The sequence below is a fragment of the Cupriavidus sp. 10L43_2 genome, assembly GCF_056395265.1.
This window is the reverse complement of record NZ_JBFTJE010000013.1, coordinates 124,990-139,782: the sequence shown is the minus strand read 5'-3', so window position 1 is coordinate 139,782 and position 14,793 is coordinate 124,990. Positions and strand designations below refer to the sequence as shown.

The window sequence follows — 14,793 nt, the reverse complement described above, 5'->3', positions numbered from 1 at the left end:
GGACCGGTCGCTATACTGGGCGCCAAGCGGCGCTTCTCGCACCGCATCATGCCGCCAAGCCTTGTGACATCAGGCCGGGCCGGTTCCGTAGTGATCGTAAGATAGCCGATGCCATCCCCCCGGGTTGTCACGCCGATGACAATTCCGGGTTAATCCCTACGGGAGCACCGAGTGGCGATTTCCCATGATTTCATCGACCGTTGCGCCTGGGCCGTGGACCTCAGCCCGGCCCAGCGCGAGCGTGTCAAACGCGTGACTACCGTGCGCGAGTACAGCCAGGGCGACTATGTCTGCCACAAGGGCGACCTGGCCGAACACTGGCTGGGGGTGGTGGAAGGCATCATCAAGATCACCACGGTGTCGCCCTCGGGCAAGTCAGTGACCTTCACCGGCGTGCCGACCGGCGGCTGGTTCGGCGAAGGCGCGGTGCTGAAGTCGGAAATCCGCAAATACGACGTGATGGCGCTGCGCCGCTCGCGCATCGCGTTCATCCCGCGCGAGACTTTTCAGTGGCTGCTGGATACCAGCCTGCCGTTCACGCGCTTCCTGCTGATGCAGTTCAACGAGCGGCTCGGGCAGTTCATTGCGGCGGTGGAGTACGAACGGCTGCTGGACATCGATTCGCGCGTGGCGCGCGCGGTGTCGTCGCTGTTCAACGAACACCTGTATCCGGGGCTGGGGAATACGCTGGAGATCTCGCAGGAGGAGATCGGCCTGCTCGCCGGCATCTCGCGGCAGCGCGCCAACCAGGCGCTGAAGGTGCTGGAACAGCAGGGGCTGGTGCGGGTGGACTACGGGGTGATCGAGGTGCTCGACCTGGAGGGATTGCGGCAGTACGGGGAGTGAGTCCCCCTCCCGCTGGGGAGAGGGGGCAAGGCTATCGACTTACTTGCTGTACACGTAAACCCCACGCCCGGTCTTGCGGCCGAGGTAGCCGGCGGCGACCATCTCGCGCATCAGCATCGCCGGACGGTACTTCGGATCGGCGAACTCGGTGTAGAGCACTTCCATCACCGCCAGCATCGTATCCAGGCCAATCATGTCCGCCAGCGCCAGCGGCCCGATCGGATGATTGCAGCCCAGCTTCATCCCCTCGTCGATTTCTTCCGGCGACGCCAGGCCCTCGCCCAGCACGCAGAACGCCTCGTTGATCATCGGGCAGAGAATGCGGTTCACCACGAAGCCCGGGCTGTTCTTCACCGTGATCGGATACTTGCCCAGCCGCTTGGCCAGCGCTTCGACGTCCGCATGCGTGGCATCGCTGGTCTGCAGGCCGCGAATCAGTTCCACCAGCGCCATCATCGGCACCGGGTTGAAGAAGTGCATGCCGATGAAGTGGTCCGGGCGCGAGATCGCCGCAGCCAGCTTGGTGATCGAGATCGACGAGGTGTTCGACGCCACGATCACGTGCGCGCCGACGATGCTGTCGATCTGCTTGAGAATCTTGAGCTTCAGCTCATGGTTCTCGGTGGCAGCCTCGATGACGATATCGGCCTTCTTGAGGTCGTCGTAGGCGGTGCTGCCGTGGATGCGTGCCAGTGCCGCCGCCTTGTCGGCCTCGGTCGCCTTCTCCTTCTTGATCAGCCGGTCCATGCTGCCGGCCACCGTGGCGATGCCCTTCTGCACGGCGGCGTCGCTGATATCGACCATCACCACGTCCAGGCCAGCTACTGCGCAGGCCTGGGCGATGCCGTTGCCCATCGTGCCGGCACCGACGATGCCTACTGTCTTGATTGCCATGTCGAACTTCCTTGTGTCGTTACGTGTATCCGGGAATGAAATCGGGACCGATCAGGCCGGCAGCTTCGCCAGCGCCGCGATTACGCGCTCGGCGTGCTCCTTGAGCACGGCCATGTCCTGCTGCTCGCGCGCATGGCCGCGAATCGGCTGGTCCGCGTAGCGCGGCACGATGTGGAAATGGATGTGCGGCACGGTCTGCCCCGCCGCCACGCCGTTGAACTGGGTGATGACCATGCCGTCCGGCTGGAAGGCCTCGCGCACGGCACGCGCCACGCGCTGCGTGGACTTGATCGCCGCCGCCGCGCCGGCCTCGGACAGGCCGAACAGGTCCACTGCCTGCTCCTTCGGCACGACCAGCGCGTGGCCGTCGGTCTGCGGCATGATGTCCATGAACGCGATGGTGTCCGCGTCCTCGTAGATCTTGAAGCACGGGAGTTCGCCACGCAGGATGCGGGCGAAGATGTTCTGGTTGTCGTACATGGGATCAGGGCCCTCCTTCTGCGTGGCTTGGACCCGCGCAAGGATGACGCGCGGCAACCTTCGAGTGTAGCGCAGCGCGCGCCTACACAACGTCTCCATCAATGGGAATCGTAGTTCGATGAAATCAACGTCCTTGCTGATCTTCCGCAGCAAGTGAACGTTCACGCATTTTCAGTGCCCCGGTCAGCGTTTAAGGTGCAATGCCATGGCAACCGAGGGATTCATCGATGGCACACGCGATCGGCCGTACTGCAGGGTGGAAGGGAACGCTTCGTCTGGCGCTGCTGGCGGGGCTGTGCCTGCCGCTGACAGGGTGCACCGAAGACCAGATGGGACTGGACATTCTTGGATACAACCATACCGACCGCAGCATCTACAGCTTCGGCTGTCAATGAGTATGGCGGCGGCTACTTGGGAGCACACACCGGTGGTGGAAAATTTACGTGTTGCATGAGCATTCCGCGTGCCTACAAGCCAGGCATGACGGTAACCGTCTGGTGGAGCGATTGGGGTGGGGAAAACGCCATGGAGCGCGTCGTGGAAGTGCCACGGTATGGCCCGGATGAAGGCGGACATTTTGCCGTGCATTTCCTGCGTGGCGGCGAGGTCAAGGTGTTCGTCACCATGATGGGCCTCGGGCATCCGGACTATCCGCTCAAGGGTGAGGATGCCGAACTGTGACAAAGACTCTATCCATGCCTGCCAATACGCGTCATCGCCGCGAAACGAAATGGTTCCCCTCAGTCTGGCGTCTTTGCCTATTGGCCGGGCTGTGCTTGCCACTGACAGGATGCATCGAAGACCAGATGACGTTGAATCTGGTGGGCTACAACCATACCGACAGGAGCATCCACCGCTATGGCGTCAATGAATATGGGGGCGGTCACCTGCAAGCGCACCGGGGCGGTGGAGGGTTCACCTGCTGCATCAGCATCCCACGCGCCTACAAGCCCGGCATGACGGTAACGGTCTGGGGGAGCGATTGGGATGGAGAGAACGCCATAAAGCGCGTCGTGGAAGTGCCACGGTATGGCCCCGACGAGGGCGGCCGGTTCGCTGTCCATTTCCTGCGCGGCGGCGAGGTCAAGGTGTTCGTCACCATGATGGGCCTCGGGCATCCGGACTATCCGCTCAAGGGTGAGGATGCCGAACTGTGACAAAGACTTCGTCCATGCCTGCGAATGTCCGGTATCGCCGCGAAACGAAATGGTTCCCCTCAGTCTGGCGTCTTTGCCTATTGGCCGGGCTGTGCCTGCCACTGACCGGGTGCACCGAAGACCGGATGACGTTGAATCTGGTGGGCCACAACCATACCAACAGGAGCATCTACAGTTTTGGCGTCAACGAATATGGCGGTGGCTACCTGGGAGCACACCGCGGCGGCGGGGGACATACCTGTTGCATCAGCATTCCACGCGCCTACCGACCTGGGATGACGGTCACTGTCTGGTGGAGTGACTGGGGTGGGGAAAACGCCATGGAGCGCATTGTGGAAGTGCCACGGTATGGACCAGATGAAGGCGGTGCATTTGCCGTGCATTTCCTGCGCAGCGGGGAGGTCAAGGTGTTCGTCACCATGATGGGCTACTGGCATCCCAACTATCCGCTCAAGGGTGAGGATGCCGAACTGTGACAAAGACTTCGTCCATGCCTGCCAATACGCGTCATCGCCGCGAAACGAAATGGTTCCCGTCAGTCTGGCGTCTTTGCCTATTGGCCGGGCTGTGCCTGCCACTGACCGGATGCACCGAAGACCAGATGACGTTGAATCTGGTGGGCTACAACCACACCGACAGGAGCATCTACCGCTTTGGGGTCAACGAGTATGGCGGTGCGTACTTGGGAGCACATCGTGGCGGCGGAAAATTCACCTGTTGTACAAGCATTCCACGCGCTTACAAGCCGGGTATGACGGTAAAGGTCTGGTGGAGCGATTGGGGTGGAGAAAACGCCATGGAGCGCGACGTGGAAGTGCCACGGTATGGCCCCGACGAGGGCGGCCGGCTCGCTGTCCATTTCCTGCGCGGCGGCGAGGTCAAGGTGTTCGTCACCATGATGGGCCTCGGGCATCCGGACTATCCGCTTAAAGGCGACGAAGCCAAATTGTGAAGTACATCCGAGCCTGAGCAATATGCCATACAACCTTACGATACCTGCACCGATGCCTGCGAATGGACAGCGCGAACTTTCGCTACGAGAAACGATGCAGCGAGCGCGGGTAATGGCCTGTGTTTTCAAGCGGGACCCGGCGCAGTGCCAGGGCCAGGTGTTTGTCAGTCTGTTCTTCGATGGCACGGGCAACAACAAGGATTGGAAGGAGCCCGGGCTTGGCTGCACACAGGCCGAGGCGAATAAGCACAGCAATGTCGCGCGCCTGTATGACGCTCGCGTGGTGGCCCCGGAGGATGGCATCTTCGGCTACTACATTCCCGGCGTGGGAACGCCATTCGAGCAAATTGGCGACTATGGCGGTCCGCTCGGTTTGGGGGCGGGACTTCGGGGCGCGAATCGCATTCACTGGGCGATTCTCAGTGTGCTTGACTCGGTTCATTTGAATTTGACTGGAACCCGCATGCTCCCAGATCACGTGATGAGAGCCGTCGTATCAGGCATGAGCTATGACCCGAATGATCCCATGCGCAAGCTCGCGTTCAAGACCTGGGAGAACAAACTGGCGAAAGTGGTGGCAGACCGCGAGCGCAAGGTCACGCGGATCAATGTCGCGGTGTTCGGATTCTCTCGCGGCGCCGCCGCAGCCCGCGCATTCGCCCATTGGCTGTTCGAATTTCTTGCGCAGAAAGATGGCGTCTACCGGCTGGCTGGCATACCGATTCGCATCCACTTCATGGGCCTGTTCGATACGGTCGCTGCAGTCGGCATCCCCGACGGCATTCCGGGCGCCGACGGCCATGGTTCCTGGGGTGCCCATATGGCCATCCACCCCGCCATCGAACAATGCGTGCATTTCATCGCCCTGCACGAACAGCGCGGCAGCTTTCCGCTGGAAATGGCGCGTGGCAAGCAGGTGGCTTACCCCGGCATGCATTCAGACGTGGGGGGCGGCTACCGGCCCGGTGATCAAGGCAAGGCGATGCCGGATTGGGGATTGTCACCGCAGTTATCGCAGATACCGCTGATCGACATGCACCACGCGGCGCTCGTCGGCGGTGTGCCGCTGTTGTCATCCGATGAAATCCAGGAGGACCCCGGCCTCGCCCGGGCCTTCCATTGCTCCCCGGACCTGATCGCCACCGTCAATGACTTCTATGCGACCTGTGGCATCGCGCCAAGTGCCACCGGCAAGCCGGCAACGCAAGCCTTCCTCGAGGCGCATACCCATCAGTACCTGCAATGGCGCAGCGGCCTGCACTTGCCGGGCCAGGCGCTGGAGCGACGCCGCTTCTACCAGCGGGCGAGAAAGGACCCCGACCAGATCGACCTGCGTGAAGGGGCCGAGGACTTTGCCACCCACCACCGAAGCTTGCGCGTGGCGATGCGTCCGCCTATTCCCGCAGGAGGCCGCGTAGGCCCGAGCATCGCCAACGCGCCGCGCGTGGATGCCGCCACGGCTCGCCTGCTGGCAGCACTGGAAGCGCCGGGCGCCCTGCCACCAAGCGTGCACAAGCTCATGGACGACTACATCCACGACTCGCGGTGCGCGTTCCGACCCACCGGAAAGATGGAGTCCACGGCGCGGACAAACGGCTACTTCCGCTACCGCACCTTCTTCTAGCGTTGCGTCGGCTGCCTGCATCCACTCCTACATGTTGCGCCGATACTGCCCGCCGACCTCGAACAGCGTGTGCGTGATCTGCCCTAACGAGCACACGCGCACGGCGTCCATCAGCACTGCGAACACGTTCTGGTTGGCGATCACGACCTGGCGCAGCCGCTCCAGCATCGCCGGGGCGTCCGCCGTGTGGCCCTGCTGGAATTCCGCCAGGCGGTTCAGCTGGCTCTGCTTCTCCTCCTCGCTCGAACGCGCCAGCTCCAGCTTCTGCGGCGTCGGGTCCCCTTCCGGATTGCGGAACGTGTTCACGCCGATGATCGGCAGCGTGCCGTCGTGCTTCAGCTGCTCGTAGTACATCGACTCCTCCTGGATCTTGCCGCGCTGGTAGCCGGTTTCCATCGCCCCGAGCACGCCGCCGCGCTCGGCGATGCGCTCGAACTCCTGCAGCACGGCCTCTTCCACGAGGTCGGTCAACTCCTCGATCAGGAAGCTGCCCTGATTCGGGTTCTCGCACTTCGCCACGCCCCATTCGCGGTTGATGATGAGCTGGATCGCCAGCGCGCGGCGCACCGATTCGCCGGTCGGCGTGGTGATCGCCTCGTCATAGGCGTTGGTATGCAGCGAGTTGCAGTTGTCGTAGATGGCGATCAGCGCCTGCAGCGTGGTGCGGATGTCGTTGAAGTCGATTTCCTGCGCGTGCAGCGAGCGTCCCGACGTCTGGATGTGGTACTTGAGCTTCTGGCTGCGATCGTTGGCGCCGTACTTGTCGCGCATCGTCACGGCCCAGATGCGGCGCGCCACGCGGCCCAGCACGCTGTACTCGGGGTCCATGCCGTTCGAGAAGAAGAACGACAGGTTCGGCGCGAAGTCGTCGATATGCATGCCGCGCGCGAGGTAGGCCTCCACGTAGGTGAAGCCGTTCGAGAGCGTGAACGCGAGCTGGGAGATCGGGTTCGCGCCGGCCTCGGCGATGTGATAGCCCGAGATCGACACCGAGTAGAAATTGCGCACCTGATGGTGGACGAAGTACTCCTGGATGTCCCCCATCACCTTCAGCGAGAACTCGGTGGAAAAGATGCACGTGTTCTGGCCCTGATCCTCCTTGAGGATGTCTGCCTGCACCGTGCCGCGCACGTTCTGGAGCACCCAGGCGCGGATCTTCGATTCCTCGTCGGCGGTCGGCTCGCGGCCGTTGTCGACGCGGAACTTGTCCAGCTTCTGGTCGATGGCGGTGTTCATGAACATCGCCAGGATGGTCGGCGCGGGTCCGTTGATGGTCATCGACACGGACGTGCTCGGGCTGGTCAGGTCGAAGCCGTCGTAGAGCACCTTCATGTCGTCGAGCGTGGCGATGCTGACGCCCGAGTTGCCGACCTTGCCGTAGATGTCCGGGCGCAGGTGCGGGTCTTCGCCGTAGAGCGTGACCGAGTCGAACGCGGTGGAAAGGCGCTTGGCGTCCATCCCTTCCGACACCAGCTTGAAACGGCGATTTGTGCGGAATGCATCACCCTCGCCAGCGAACATGCGGGTGGGGTCCTCGCCCTCGCGCTTGAACGCGAACACGCCGGCCGTGTACGGGAAGCTGCCCGGCACGTTCTCGCGCATCAGCCATTTCAGGATCTCGCCGTCGTCCTCGAAGCGCGGCAGCACCACCTTGCGGATCTTGGTGCCGGAGAGCGTGGTGGTCACCAGCCCCGTGCGGATCTCCTTGTCGCGGATCTTCACCACGTATTCGTCGCCGCTGTATGCCTGCTGCATCTGCGGCCACATCGCCAGCAGCTTGCGCTCCACGGCGCCGAGCGCGGCGTCACGGTCGGCGGCCAGCGTGTCCAGCGCGGCGGTATCGCCGCTGGCGTCGGACTGCTTCAGCATCGCCCCGGCGGCACGCAGTTGCTGGCGCTCGCGCGCCAGCCGGCTCTGCTCGGCCACGCGGCGATGGTAGGCGCGCACGGTGTCGGCCAGCTCGGCCAGATAGCGGCTGCGCGCCGGCGGCACGATCACGTTCTGGCCAGTCGAGATCCGCCCGCTGGTGGCCGGCAGCACGCCGGGCTTCAGCGCCAGGCCACGCTCGGCCAGGGCGGCGGCCAGCCCCTGATAGAGCATCGTCACGCCGTCGTCATTGAAGCGCGACGCCTGCGTGCCATAGACCGGCATCTCGTCGGGCTTGCTGTGCCACTGCTCGCGGTTGCGCTGCACCTGCTTGGCCACGTCGCGCCAGGCGTCCTGCGCGCCCTTGCGGTCGAACTTGTTGATGGCGACGAAGTCGGCGAAGTCGAGCATGTCGATCTTCTCGAGCTGGCTCGCCGCGCCGAACTCGGGCGTCATCACATAGAGCGACAGGTCCACGTGCGGCACGATGGCCGCATCGCCCTGCCCGATCCCGGACGTCTCCACGATCACCAGATCGAAGCGCGCCGCCTTGCAGGCGGCAATCACGTCCGGCAGCGCCTGGGAAATCTCCGAGCCGGCCTCGCGCGTGGCCAGCGAGCGCATGAAAACGTGCGGATGGTTGATCGCGTTCATGCGGATGCGGTCGCCCAGCAGCGCGCCGCCGGACTTGCGCCGCGACGGGTCGATCGAGATCACCGCGACCGACAGCGCGTCCTGCTGGTCCAGCCGGAAACGGCGGATCAGCTCGTCCGTCAGCGACGACTTGCCGGCACCGCCCGTCCCCGTAATGCCGAGTACCGGCGTGGTGGCGGTCTTCGCCTGAGCATGGAGGGTCTCGACCAGCGCCGGGTCGGCGCGGCCGTTCTCGAGCGCGGTCATCAGCTGGGCCAGCGCGCGGCGGTCGCCGCCGGCCACGGCATCGAGCGAGGTGGGCGCGTAGCGGGTCAGGTCGATGTCGCAGCGCTGCACCATGTCGGCGATCATGCCGGCCAGGCCCATGCGCTGGCCGTCCTCGGGACTGTAGATGCGCGCCACGCCGTAGGCCTGCAGTTCGCGGATCTCGTCCGGCACGATCACGCCGCCGCCGCCGCCGAACACCTGGATGTGCTCGCCGCCGTGCTCGCGCAGCAGATCGATCATGTATTTGAAGTATTCGACGTGCCCGCCCTGATAGCTGGAGATGGCGATGCCCTGGGCGTCTTCCTGCAGCGCGGCGGTCACCACCTCGTGCACGGAGCGGTTGTGCCCCAGGTGGATCACCTCGCAGCCGTGGGACTGGAGGATGCGCCGCATGATGTTGATCGAGGCGTCGTGGCCATCGAACAATGACGCGGCGGTCACAAACCGCACCTTGTTGGTCGGCGAAGCGGGCGTGGTGGGCGAAATGGGGCCCTTGCCCGTGGCTGCGCGCGGCTTGGGCGCCGCGGTCCTGCTCACATCGGAAAGATCAGTCATTGTCTCCACCGCTCGGATATGTGGCTGGCGTGCCACGCGCCGGCGGTTCTGACGACCGCACTGACGGGGCCGGACGATTATATGACGTTTACGTTAACGTAAGGCAAGGCGGGCAGGAAGGCTGCGCGCCGAGGGTCATGGCGGCATCCTCGCATGGCGGGAGGGATTGGACTAGCGGGGTTGGCCCGGATGGATCGCGGCAGGCACTTGCCCGCCGCGCGGCGTTGCGGAGGCTCAGGCGTGGATCTGCGGGCAGTCGCCGAAGGCGTCCGTCTTGCGGGCGCGCCACCGGCGCAGCAGTTGCCGGGCGATGGCGGCGGCACGTTGGAGCGAGAGCGGCGCGGGGGTCTCGGCCAGTTGGAAGCGGGCCAGCAGCGACTCGCCCGACAGCCAGACCTGCGCGCCCTCGGGTAGCGCGAAGATGTCGCCCGGCCGCAGCCAGATATCGGCGGCCTGCCCTTCGATGGTCAGCCACAGCCGGCCTTCGAGCACGGCAACGCTCTGGCCATGCCGGACACGCCAGCTCACGGGCTTGCCCGGTTCATCGAGTTCAAAGGTCCTGAGTTCACGCATGGGGGTCTCCTCGTTCTGCCCGACGGAGCGGCGTCGAAGGACAACGCGGACGCCTCCGCCACGCTTCCATTATTCATGGCGAGGATTACAATCCCATGCACAGTTCCGAACAGTTTTCGATGAACTGTTCAGTAGTTTTTGCTGACAGTTCGCCGCCACCCCCCGCCGCCCCCGCCATGAAGCTCGTCCTCGACCCCTCCACCGGTGTACCGCTGACCGAGCAGATCGTGCTCGCCGTCAAAGCCTGGATCAGCTCGCGCGAGGCACTGCCCGGCGCCCGCCTGCCATCGATCCGCCAGTTGGCCGCCGAACACAACATCAGCCGCTTCCCGGTTATCGAGGCCTATGACCGACTGGTCTCCCAGGGGCTGCTCGATTCCCGCCAGGGCTCGGGCTTCTATGTGGCGGACAGCACGCTGGCCGGCCGCAGCGGCCGGGGCTGGTCCGACCCGAGCCTGGCCGAAGACCTGTCGGTCCATATCATCGACCAGTTCCACCACCCCAGCGGCGCGCTGAAGCTGGCTGGCGGCTTCGTGCCCGAGGAATGGCGCGATGTGGAGGGGCTGACGCAGGCCATCCGCCATATCACCCGGCATGACATCGACAGTGTGATCCACTACGCCACGCCGCTCGGCCACCCGGAGCTGCGCAAGCAAGTGCTCACGCGCGTGCGGCAGGTGGGCGTGCAGGCCGAGCTGTCGCAGGTGCTGATCACCACTGGGGCCAGCCAGGCGCTCGACCTCGTCGTGCGGCACCTGCTCAAGCCTGGCGACACCGTGTTCGTCGAAGACCCCGGCTACTACAACCTGTTCGGCCTGCTGCGGCTGCACGGCGTGCAGCTGGTGGGCGTGCCGCACACCCCGAACGGCCCCGACCCGGAAGCCTGCGAGCGCCTGCTGCGCGACCACAAGCCCAAGCTGTTCTTCACCAACAGCATTCTCCAGAACCCCACTGGCTCCACGCTGACGCCCCCGGTGGCGTTCCGCCTGCTCGAACTGGCGCGCAAGCACAACTTCCGCTTCGTCGAGGACGACATCTTCTCGGACTTCCAGCTCACGTTCACCGACCGGCTGGCCACGCTCGATCAGCTCGAGCACGTCATCTATATAGGCRGATTCTCAAAGACCGTGTCGGCGGCGCTGCGCGTGGGCTACCTCGTGGCCGACAAGGCGCTGGTCAAGGACCTGATCGACGTGAAGGTGTTGACCAGCGTGGCCGGCTCGCATTTCGCCGAAGCCGTGACGGCGACAATGCTGGAACGCGGCGCCTATCGCAAATATGTGGAGCGGCTGCGCGTGCGCACCCGCGAGGTCACCGCCGATGCGGTGAAGATCCTCGGCGAGAGCAACTGGGACGTGTTCTGCGAGCCGGCGGGCGGCAACTTCCTGTGGGCCCGGCCGCGCGGCATGGCCGACTCGCGCGACCTCGTCACGCTCGGCGAGCAGTACGGGATCGCGCTGGCGCCGGGGCACTTCTTCCGCCCGGCCGGCGAGACCACGCCCTGGGTGCGCATCAACTCGGCCTATGCCGGCGAGGCGCGCTCGCGCGCGTTCCTGGCCGATGCCGGATCGCGAGACAGCTAGGCCTCCGCGTCGCCGCCGTGGTTGTGCAGCACGGCGTTGCGGCGCGAGTAGGCGAAGTAGACCACCAGCCCGAGCGCGAGCCAGCACAGGAAGGCGACCCACGTCAGCCATTGCAGGTGCGCCATCAGGAACAGGCAGAACCCCACCGCCAACAGCGGCACCACGGGCACGCCGGGGCAGTGGAAGCCGCGCGGCAGGTCCGGCCGGGTGCGGCGCAGCACCAGGATGGCAATCGAGATCAGCGTGAAGGCTGCCAGCGTGCCGATATTGATCAGCTCGGCCAGCACGTTCAGCGGCACAAAGCCGGCGATGGCGGCGAAGATCAGCCCGACCGTCCAGGTGGCGACGAACGGCGTGGCGTGCACGGGATGGACGGCCGAGAGCGCCTCGGGCAGCAGCCCATCGCGCGACATCGCAAAGATGATCCGCGTCTGCCCGTAGGTCATGACGAGGATCACCGTGGTCATGCCGAGGATGGCGCCGAGATCGACAAACCCCGCCACCCAGTTCTGCCCGGCGTACTGGAGCGCCAGCGACACCGGGTGATCGACCCCCGCGAACTTCGCGTACGGCACGATGCCGGTCATGATGGCGGCCACCACCACATAGAGAATGGTGCAGACCGCCAGCGAGCCGATGATGCCGATCGGCAGGTCCCGGCGCGGGTTGCGCACCTCCTCCGCCGCCGAAGTCACCGCGTCGAAGCCGATGAAGGCGAAGAACACCAGCGCGGCGGCGTTGAAGATGCCGGTCATGCCGAACGGCGCGAACGGCTCCCAGTTGACCGGCCGCACATGCCACACGCCGACGACGATGAACAGCAGCACCACGCTGACCTTGATCGCCACCATCACGTTATTGAGCCGCGCCGACTCGCGCACGCCGTAAGACACCACCCAGGTAATCGCCAGCATGATCAGCACGGCCGGCAGGTTCAGCATGGTCTCCACACCGGGCACCGCCCCCGGCGCCGCCGTGAGCGCCACGGGTAGCCGAATCCCGAATCCGGCCACCAGCGACTGGAAGTACCCCGACCACCCCACCGACACCGCCGACGTGGCCAGCCCATATTCGAGCAGCAGATCCCACCCGATCATCCACGCCACGATCTCCCCCAGCGTCGCGTAGCTATAGGTATAGATCGACCCCGACACTGGGATGGCCGACGCAAACTCGGCATAGCAAAGCGCCGCAAACCCGCACGCCATCGCCGCGATCACGAACGACACCGTCAACGCCGGCCCCGCCGTGAGCGCCCCGGTCCCCGTCAACACGAAGATCCCGGTGCCGATGATGGCGCCAATCCCCATCATCACCAGATCCACAGGCCCGAGCACCTTGCGCAACCCGTCGTGCGCGCTGACCTCGAGCATGGCATCGATGTTCTTGGTGCGAAACAGACTCATGGCGAGGGCTCCGACGGGGGTGGGTCAGATCATTGTTGTGCTTGGGGACGGTTTGGGGAAGGGGAATATCGGCTGGGTCTCTCGCACGCATTGACTCCCTCTGATGACATTTTCAACATTTCAGTGCGTTGCGCTATGTACTATTGGCCCATGCTGACCCTTGACACAGACGACTTCAAGCTTCAAATCAGGCCGGTTTCCGCGCGGCGTGAAGAGCCGGGAGGCCCCTATCTCGAATGGATCGATGTCCGGATCGACTTGACTGCCCCGGGCATTCGCGCCGAGGGGGCATGGAGTGTCATGCCTGGGGAATTGCGGCAGTTTCAACAACAGCTGGAGACCATGCAAACCCAACTCCAGGTGGGACAAACAGCCGAGTTGGCAGGTGTTGAAGCTGGCTTTTCGCTGATATTGCGAACGCTTGATCAAGGGCAGATCATTGGCGACTGGCGGTTTCAGCCAGCACCACCCGTTGGCGCATGGATTACAGGGCAATGTGGGCTGGATCAGTCCTTCCTAGGCGAACTTCTGCGAGGGATCGACGCGCTTCTGTCCTTTTCTGGTTGAGCCATCTAGGCTGCCTCAATAAGAAACTGCGGAGTCCACACACCCGCCATTCCGCACTTCTCACCATCACTTCGCCACCGGCATCATGCAGCGCGTGTAGAACCAAGCCAGCCTCAGGCCACTGCAACATTTTCGTTACGAACCCGCGCGGTTTGAGATATCTCAAATGTGTCTGGCCGTTGAACAGCTAGCGTCGATCCTCCTTTTCTGACAGGAGGTAGGTTGCAATGGCTCAGTTGGACGAGATGGAAGGCGTGCGCGTAGTCCTGAGCGCGCCGCAGTTGGCTGCGGTGCTTGCGCATCGCTCGATCAGCCCCGCTGAAACGATGAGCAACCGCCTGTGGGGCGGCCTGGACATCGTCGGCGGCGTGCTGGAGATGGTCGGTGCCGGGGTGCTATGCATCGCACCGGAGCCGACCGGGGTCACCAAGGCAGGTTGCATCGCCTTTGGCATGCATGGCGCCGACACCGCCTGGCGGGGCATGCGGCAGGCATGGCCCGGGCGCGACACGGCAACCCTGACCCAGCGGGGCGCCGCCAAGCTGGCCCACACAATGCGGGCGCCGCCCGATATGGCCAACAACATCGGGCTGTCGCTGGACATCGGCGTAGGCTTCGGGCTTGCGGGGATGTTGAAGGCCGCGCGGGTGGCGAGCATTACGCTGGGGCGCATCAATTTGATGCAGCATGAAGCGAAAACTGCGGGCGGCTTGGGCGGGCATACGATCCTGAAACACATCGGGCAAACTGAAGCCCAATTGCGCGCCCGTTTGGTACGGGAGTCGAAGCGGGGTAGGGTATCGACATTCACCAATCTGCACACTGCCGAATGGGCGATTTCCGACGTCATGCGTCGGGAGCAAAATCGAATAGCGGGATGGGCCGCCACCGGAAAAGGCCGACTGGTCCTCACATCTAGCTTGGGGAAACCTGTAGGGAAAGTGCTGTTTCGGAATTCAGGCAAGATGCATGACGCCACTAGCGTTACTGTAGTGCTGGAACCCGTCAGCTACAACGACATGCCGTTCTATATAGTGACGGCCTATACCGGACTTTGACTCCAGATGGCGACACCCAAATACCCTCAACTTTGGCACCTTATCATCGGCTACTTTAACGAGGACGCGGACATGTGGGGAGAAAATATCGAGGAAATCGTCGAGACCTACATGCGTCAATCGGATCCTGACATGCGCAAGAGCGTGATGCGCGAGATAGAAAACATAAAGGCAGACCACCCTTTCGATCTGGATGCAGCGTTTGAGAATCTGTTTGGCGGTGAGCCTGACCCGGCGTTATGGGGTTACACCACGCAATCATTCCTGAATGAGATTGCAAGGGTGCTTCGACAATAAAAAACGGCAGGGTC

16 protein-coding genes are annotated in these 14,793 nt (G+C 63.9%); 11 read left to right on the top strand and 5 right to left on the bottom strand.

Annotated elements, in window-relative coordinates:
* Positions 1–177 precede the first annotated feature (177 nt).
* Positions 178–846, top strand: a complete 669-nt coding sequence (locus AC1DEL_RS18735) for a Crp/Fnr family transcriptional regulator (protein ID WP_092292105.1) — start codon at positions 178–180, stop codon at positions 844–846.
* A gap of 39 nt (positions 847–885) precedes the next feature.
* Here the strand turns inward: AC1DEL_RS18735 and AC1DEL_RS18730 are convergent, their stop codons facing one another.
* Together AC1DEL_RS18730 and AC1DEL_RS18725 are read right to left on the bottom strand one after the other, a co-directional pair.
* Entirely contained in the window at positions 886–1,740 is an 855-nt protein-coding gene (locus tag AC1DEL_RS18730) for a 3-hydroxybutyryl-CoA dehydrogenase (protein WP_441591381.1), read from the bottom strand.
* Between the two features lie 51 nt (positions 1,741–1,791).
* Complete coding sequence (locus AC1DEL_RS18725) at positions 1,792–2,220, bottom strand: HIT family protein (RefSeq protein ID WP_092291535.1); 429 nt, start codon at positions 2,218–2,220, stop codon at positions 1,792–1,794.
* 227 nt (positions 2,221–2,447) lie between these two features.
* Between AC1DEL_RS18725 and AC1DEL_RS18720 the strand changes: the two genes are divergently transcribed.
* The 6 genes from AC1DEL_RS18720 (at position 2,448) to AC1DEL_RS18695 (ending at position 5,953) form a co-directional block, all read left to right on the top strand.
* Positions 2,448–2,615, top strand: coding sequence for a hypothetical protein (locus AC1DEL_RS18720; RefSeq protein ID WP_477125892.1), 168 nt, complete (start codon positions 2,448–2,450; stop codon positions 2,613–2,615).
* The gene (locus tag AC1DEL_RS18715) at positions 2,566–2,901 is read left to right on the top strand and encodes a DUF3304 domain-containing protein (protein WP_441644573.1); all 336 of its coding nucleotides are present in this window, start codon (positions 2,566–2,568) and stop codon (positions 2,899–2,901) included. The genes AC1DEL_RS18720 and AC1DEL_RS18715 overlap by 50 nt, the downstream gene beginning before the upstream one ends.
* A gap of 14 nt (positions 2,902–2,915) precedes the next feature.
* Positions 2,916–3,377, top strand: coding sequence for a DUF3304 domain-containing protein (locus AC1DEL_RS18710; RefSeq protein WP_454756759.1), 462 nt, complete (start codon positions 2,916–2,918; stop codon positions 3,375–3,377).
* A gap of 125 nt (positions 3,378–3,502) precedes the next feature.
* On the top strand, positions 3,503–3,853 hold the full coding sequence (locus AC1DEL_RS18705) for a DUF3304 domain-containing protein (RefSeq protein WP_222944701.1): 351 nt from the start codon (positions 3,503–3,505) through the stop codon (positions 3,851–3,853).
* Positions 3,854–3,867: 14 nt separating this feature from the next.
* Positions 3,868–4,329, top strand: a complete 462-nt coding sequence (locus AC1DEL_RS18700; RefSeq protein WP_477105989.1) for a DUF3304 domain-containing protein — start codon at positions 3,868–3,870, stop codon at positions 4,327–4,329.
* 94 nt (positions 4,330–4,423) lie between these two features.
* Complete coding sequence (locus tag AC1DEL_RS18695) at positions 4,424–5,953, top strand: T6SS phospholipase effector Tle1-like catalytic domain-containing protein (RefSeq protein ID WP_477125874.1); 1,530 nt, start codon at positions 4,424–4,426, stop codon at positions 5,951–5,953.
* 27 nt (positions 5,954–5,980) lie between these two features.
* Here the strand turns inward: AC1DEL_RS18695 and icmF are convergent, their stop codons facing one another.
* On the bottom strand, positions 5,981–9,295 hold the full coding sequence (gene icmF / locus AC1DEL_RS18690; protein ID WP_477125873.1) for a fused isobutyryl-CoA mutase/GTPase IcmF: 3,315 nt from the start codon (positions 9,293–9,295) through the stop codon (positions 5,981–5,983).
* Between the two features lie 234 nt (positions 9,296–9,529).
* Complete coding sequence (locus tag AC1DEL_RS18685) at positions 9,530–9,868, bottom strand: DUF2917 domain-containing protein (protein ID WP_092291522.1); 339 nt, start codon at positions 9,866–9,868, stop codon at positions 9,530–9,532.
* Between the two features lie 176 nt (positions 9,869–10,044).
* Here AC1DEL_RS18685 and AC1DEL_RS18680 point away from each other — a divergent pair, with 176 nt between their 5' ends.
* On the top strand, positions 10,045–11,451 hold the full coding sequence (locus AC1DEL_RS18680; protein ID WP_477159145.1) for an aminotransferase-like domain-containing protein: 1,407 nt from the start codon (positions 10,045–10,047) through the stop codon (positions 11,449–11,451).
* Here the strand turns inward: AC1DEL_RS18680 and AC1DEL_RS18675 are convergent.
* Complete coding sequence (locus AC1DEL_RS18675; protein ID WP_477125872.1) at positions 11,448–12,857, bottom strand: amino acid permease; 1,410 nt, start codon at positions 12,855–12,857, stop codon at positions 11,448–11,450. The genes AC1DEL_RS18680 and AC1DEL_RS18675 overlap by 4 nt on opposite strands.
* Before the next feature lie 150 nt (positions 12,858–13,007).
* Between AC1DEL_RS18675 and AC1DEL_RS18670 the strand changes: the two genes are divergently transcribed.
* The 3 genes from AC1DEL_RS18670 to AC1DEL_RS18660 all read left to right on the top strand — a co-directional run bounded on the left by AC1DEL_RS18670 (position 13,008) and on the right by AC1DEL_RS18660 (position 14,779).
* On the top strand, positions 13,008–13,424 hold the full coding sequence (locus AC1DEL_RS18670) for a WapI family immunity protein (protein ID WP_144199060.1): 417 nt from the start codon (positions 13,008–13,010) through the stop codon (positions 13,422–13,424).
* A gap of 227 nt (positions 13,425–13,651) precedes the next feature.
* Positions 13,652–14,482: an RNase A-like domain-containing protein gene (locus AC1DEL_RS18665; protein WP_441591388.1), complete on the top strand. Its 831-nt coding sequence runs from the start codon at positions 13,652–13,654 to the stop codon at positions 14,480–14,482.
* A gap of 6 nt (positions 14,483–14,488) precedes the next feature.
* Positions 14,489–14,779, top strand: a complete 291-nt coding sequence (locus tag AC1DEL_RS18660) for a contact-dependent growth inhibition system immunity protein (RefSeq protein WP_144199064.1) — start codon at positions 14,489–14,491, stop codon at positions 14,777–14,779.
* Positions 14,780–14,793: the final 14 nt, after the last annotated feature.

Excerpts from the sequence above, each read along its gene's own strand:
- AC1DEL_RS18700 (WP_477105989.1), top strand. The coding sequence starts at position 3,868 with ATGCCTGCCAATACGCGTCATCGCCGCGAAACGAAATGGTTCCCGTCA.
- AC1DEL_RS18665 (WP_441591388.1), top strand. The coding sequence starts at position 13,652 with ATGGCTCAGTTGGACGAGATGGAAGGCGTGCGCGTAGTCCTGAGCGCG.
- AC1DEL_RS18720 (WP_477125892.1), top strand. The coding sequence starts at position 2,448 with ATGGCACACGCGATCGGCCGTACTGCAGGGTGGAAGGGAACGCTTCGT.
- AC1DEL_RS18660 (WP_144199064.1), top strand. The coding sequence starts at position 14,489 with ATGGCGACACCCAAATACCCTCAACTTTGGCACCTTATCATCGGCTAC.
- AC1DEL_RS18705 (WP_222944701.1), top strand. The coding sequence starts at position 3,503 with ATGACGTTGAATCTGGTGGGCCACAACCATACCAACAGGAGCATCTAC.
- icmF (WP_477125873.1), bottom strand. The coding sequence starts at position 9,295 with ATGACTGATCTTTCCGATGTGAGCAGGACCGCGGCGCCCAAGCCGCGC.
- AC1DEL_RS18710 (WP_454756759.1), top strand. The coding sequence starts at position 2,916 with ATGCCTGCCAATACGCGTCATCGCCGCGAAACGAAATGGTTCCCCTCA.
- AC1DEL_RS18675 (WP_477125872.1), bottom strand. The coding sequence starts at position 12,857 with ATGAGTCTGTTTCGCACCAAGAACATCGATGCCATGCTCGAGGTCAGC.
- AC1DEL_RS18730 (WP_441591381.1), bottom strand. The coding sequence starts at position 1,740 with ATGGCAATCAAGACAGTAGGCATCGTCGGTGCCGGCACGATGGGCAAC.
- AC1DEL_RS18670 (WP_144199060.1), top strand. The coding sequence starts at position 13,008 with ATGCTGACCCTTGACACAGACGACTTCAAGCTTCAAATCAGGCCGGTT.
- AC1DEL_RS18695 (WP_477125874.1), top strand. The coding sequence starts at position 4,424 with ATGCAGCGAGCGCGGGTAATGGCCTGTGTTTTCAAGCGGGACCCGGCG.
- AC1DEL_RS18685 (WP_092291522.1), bottom strand. The coding sequence starts at position 9,868 with ATGCGTGAACTCAGGACCTTTGAACTCGATGAACCGGGCAAGCCCGTG.
- AC1DEL_RS18725 (WP_092291535.1), bottom strand. The coding sequence starts at position 2,220 with ATGTACGACAACCAGAACATCTTCGCCCGCATCCTGCGTGGCGAACTC.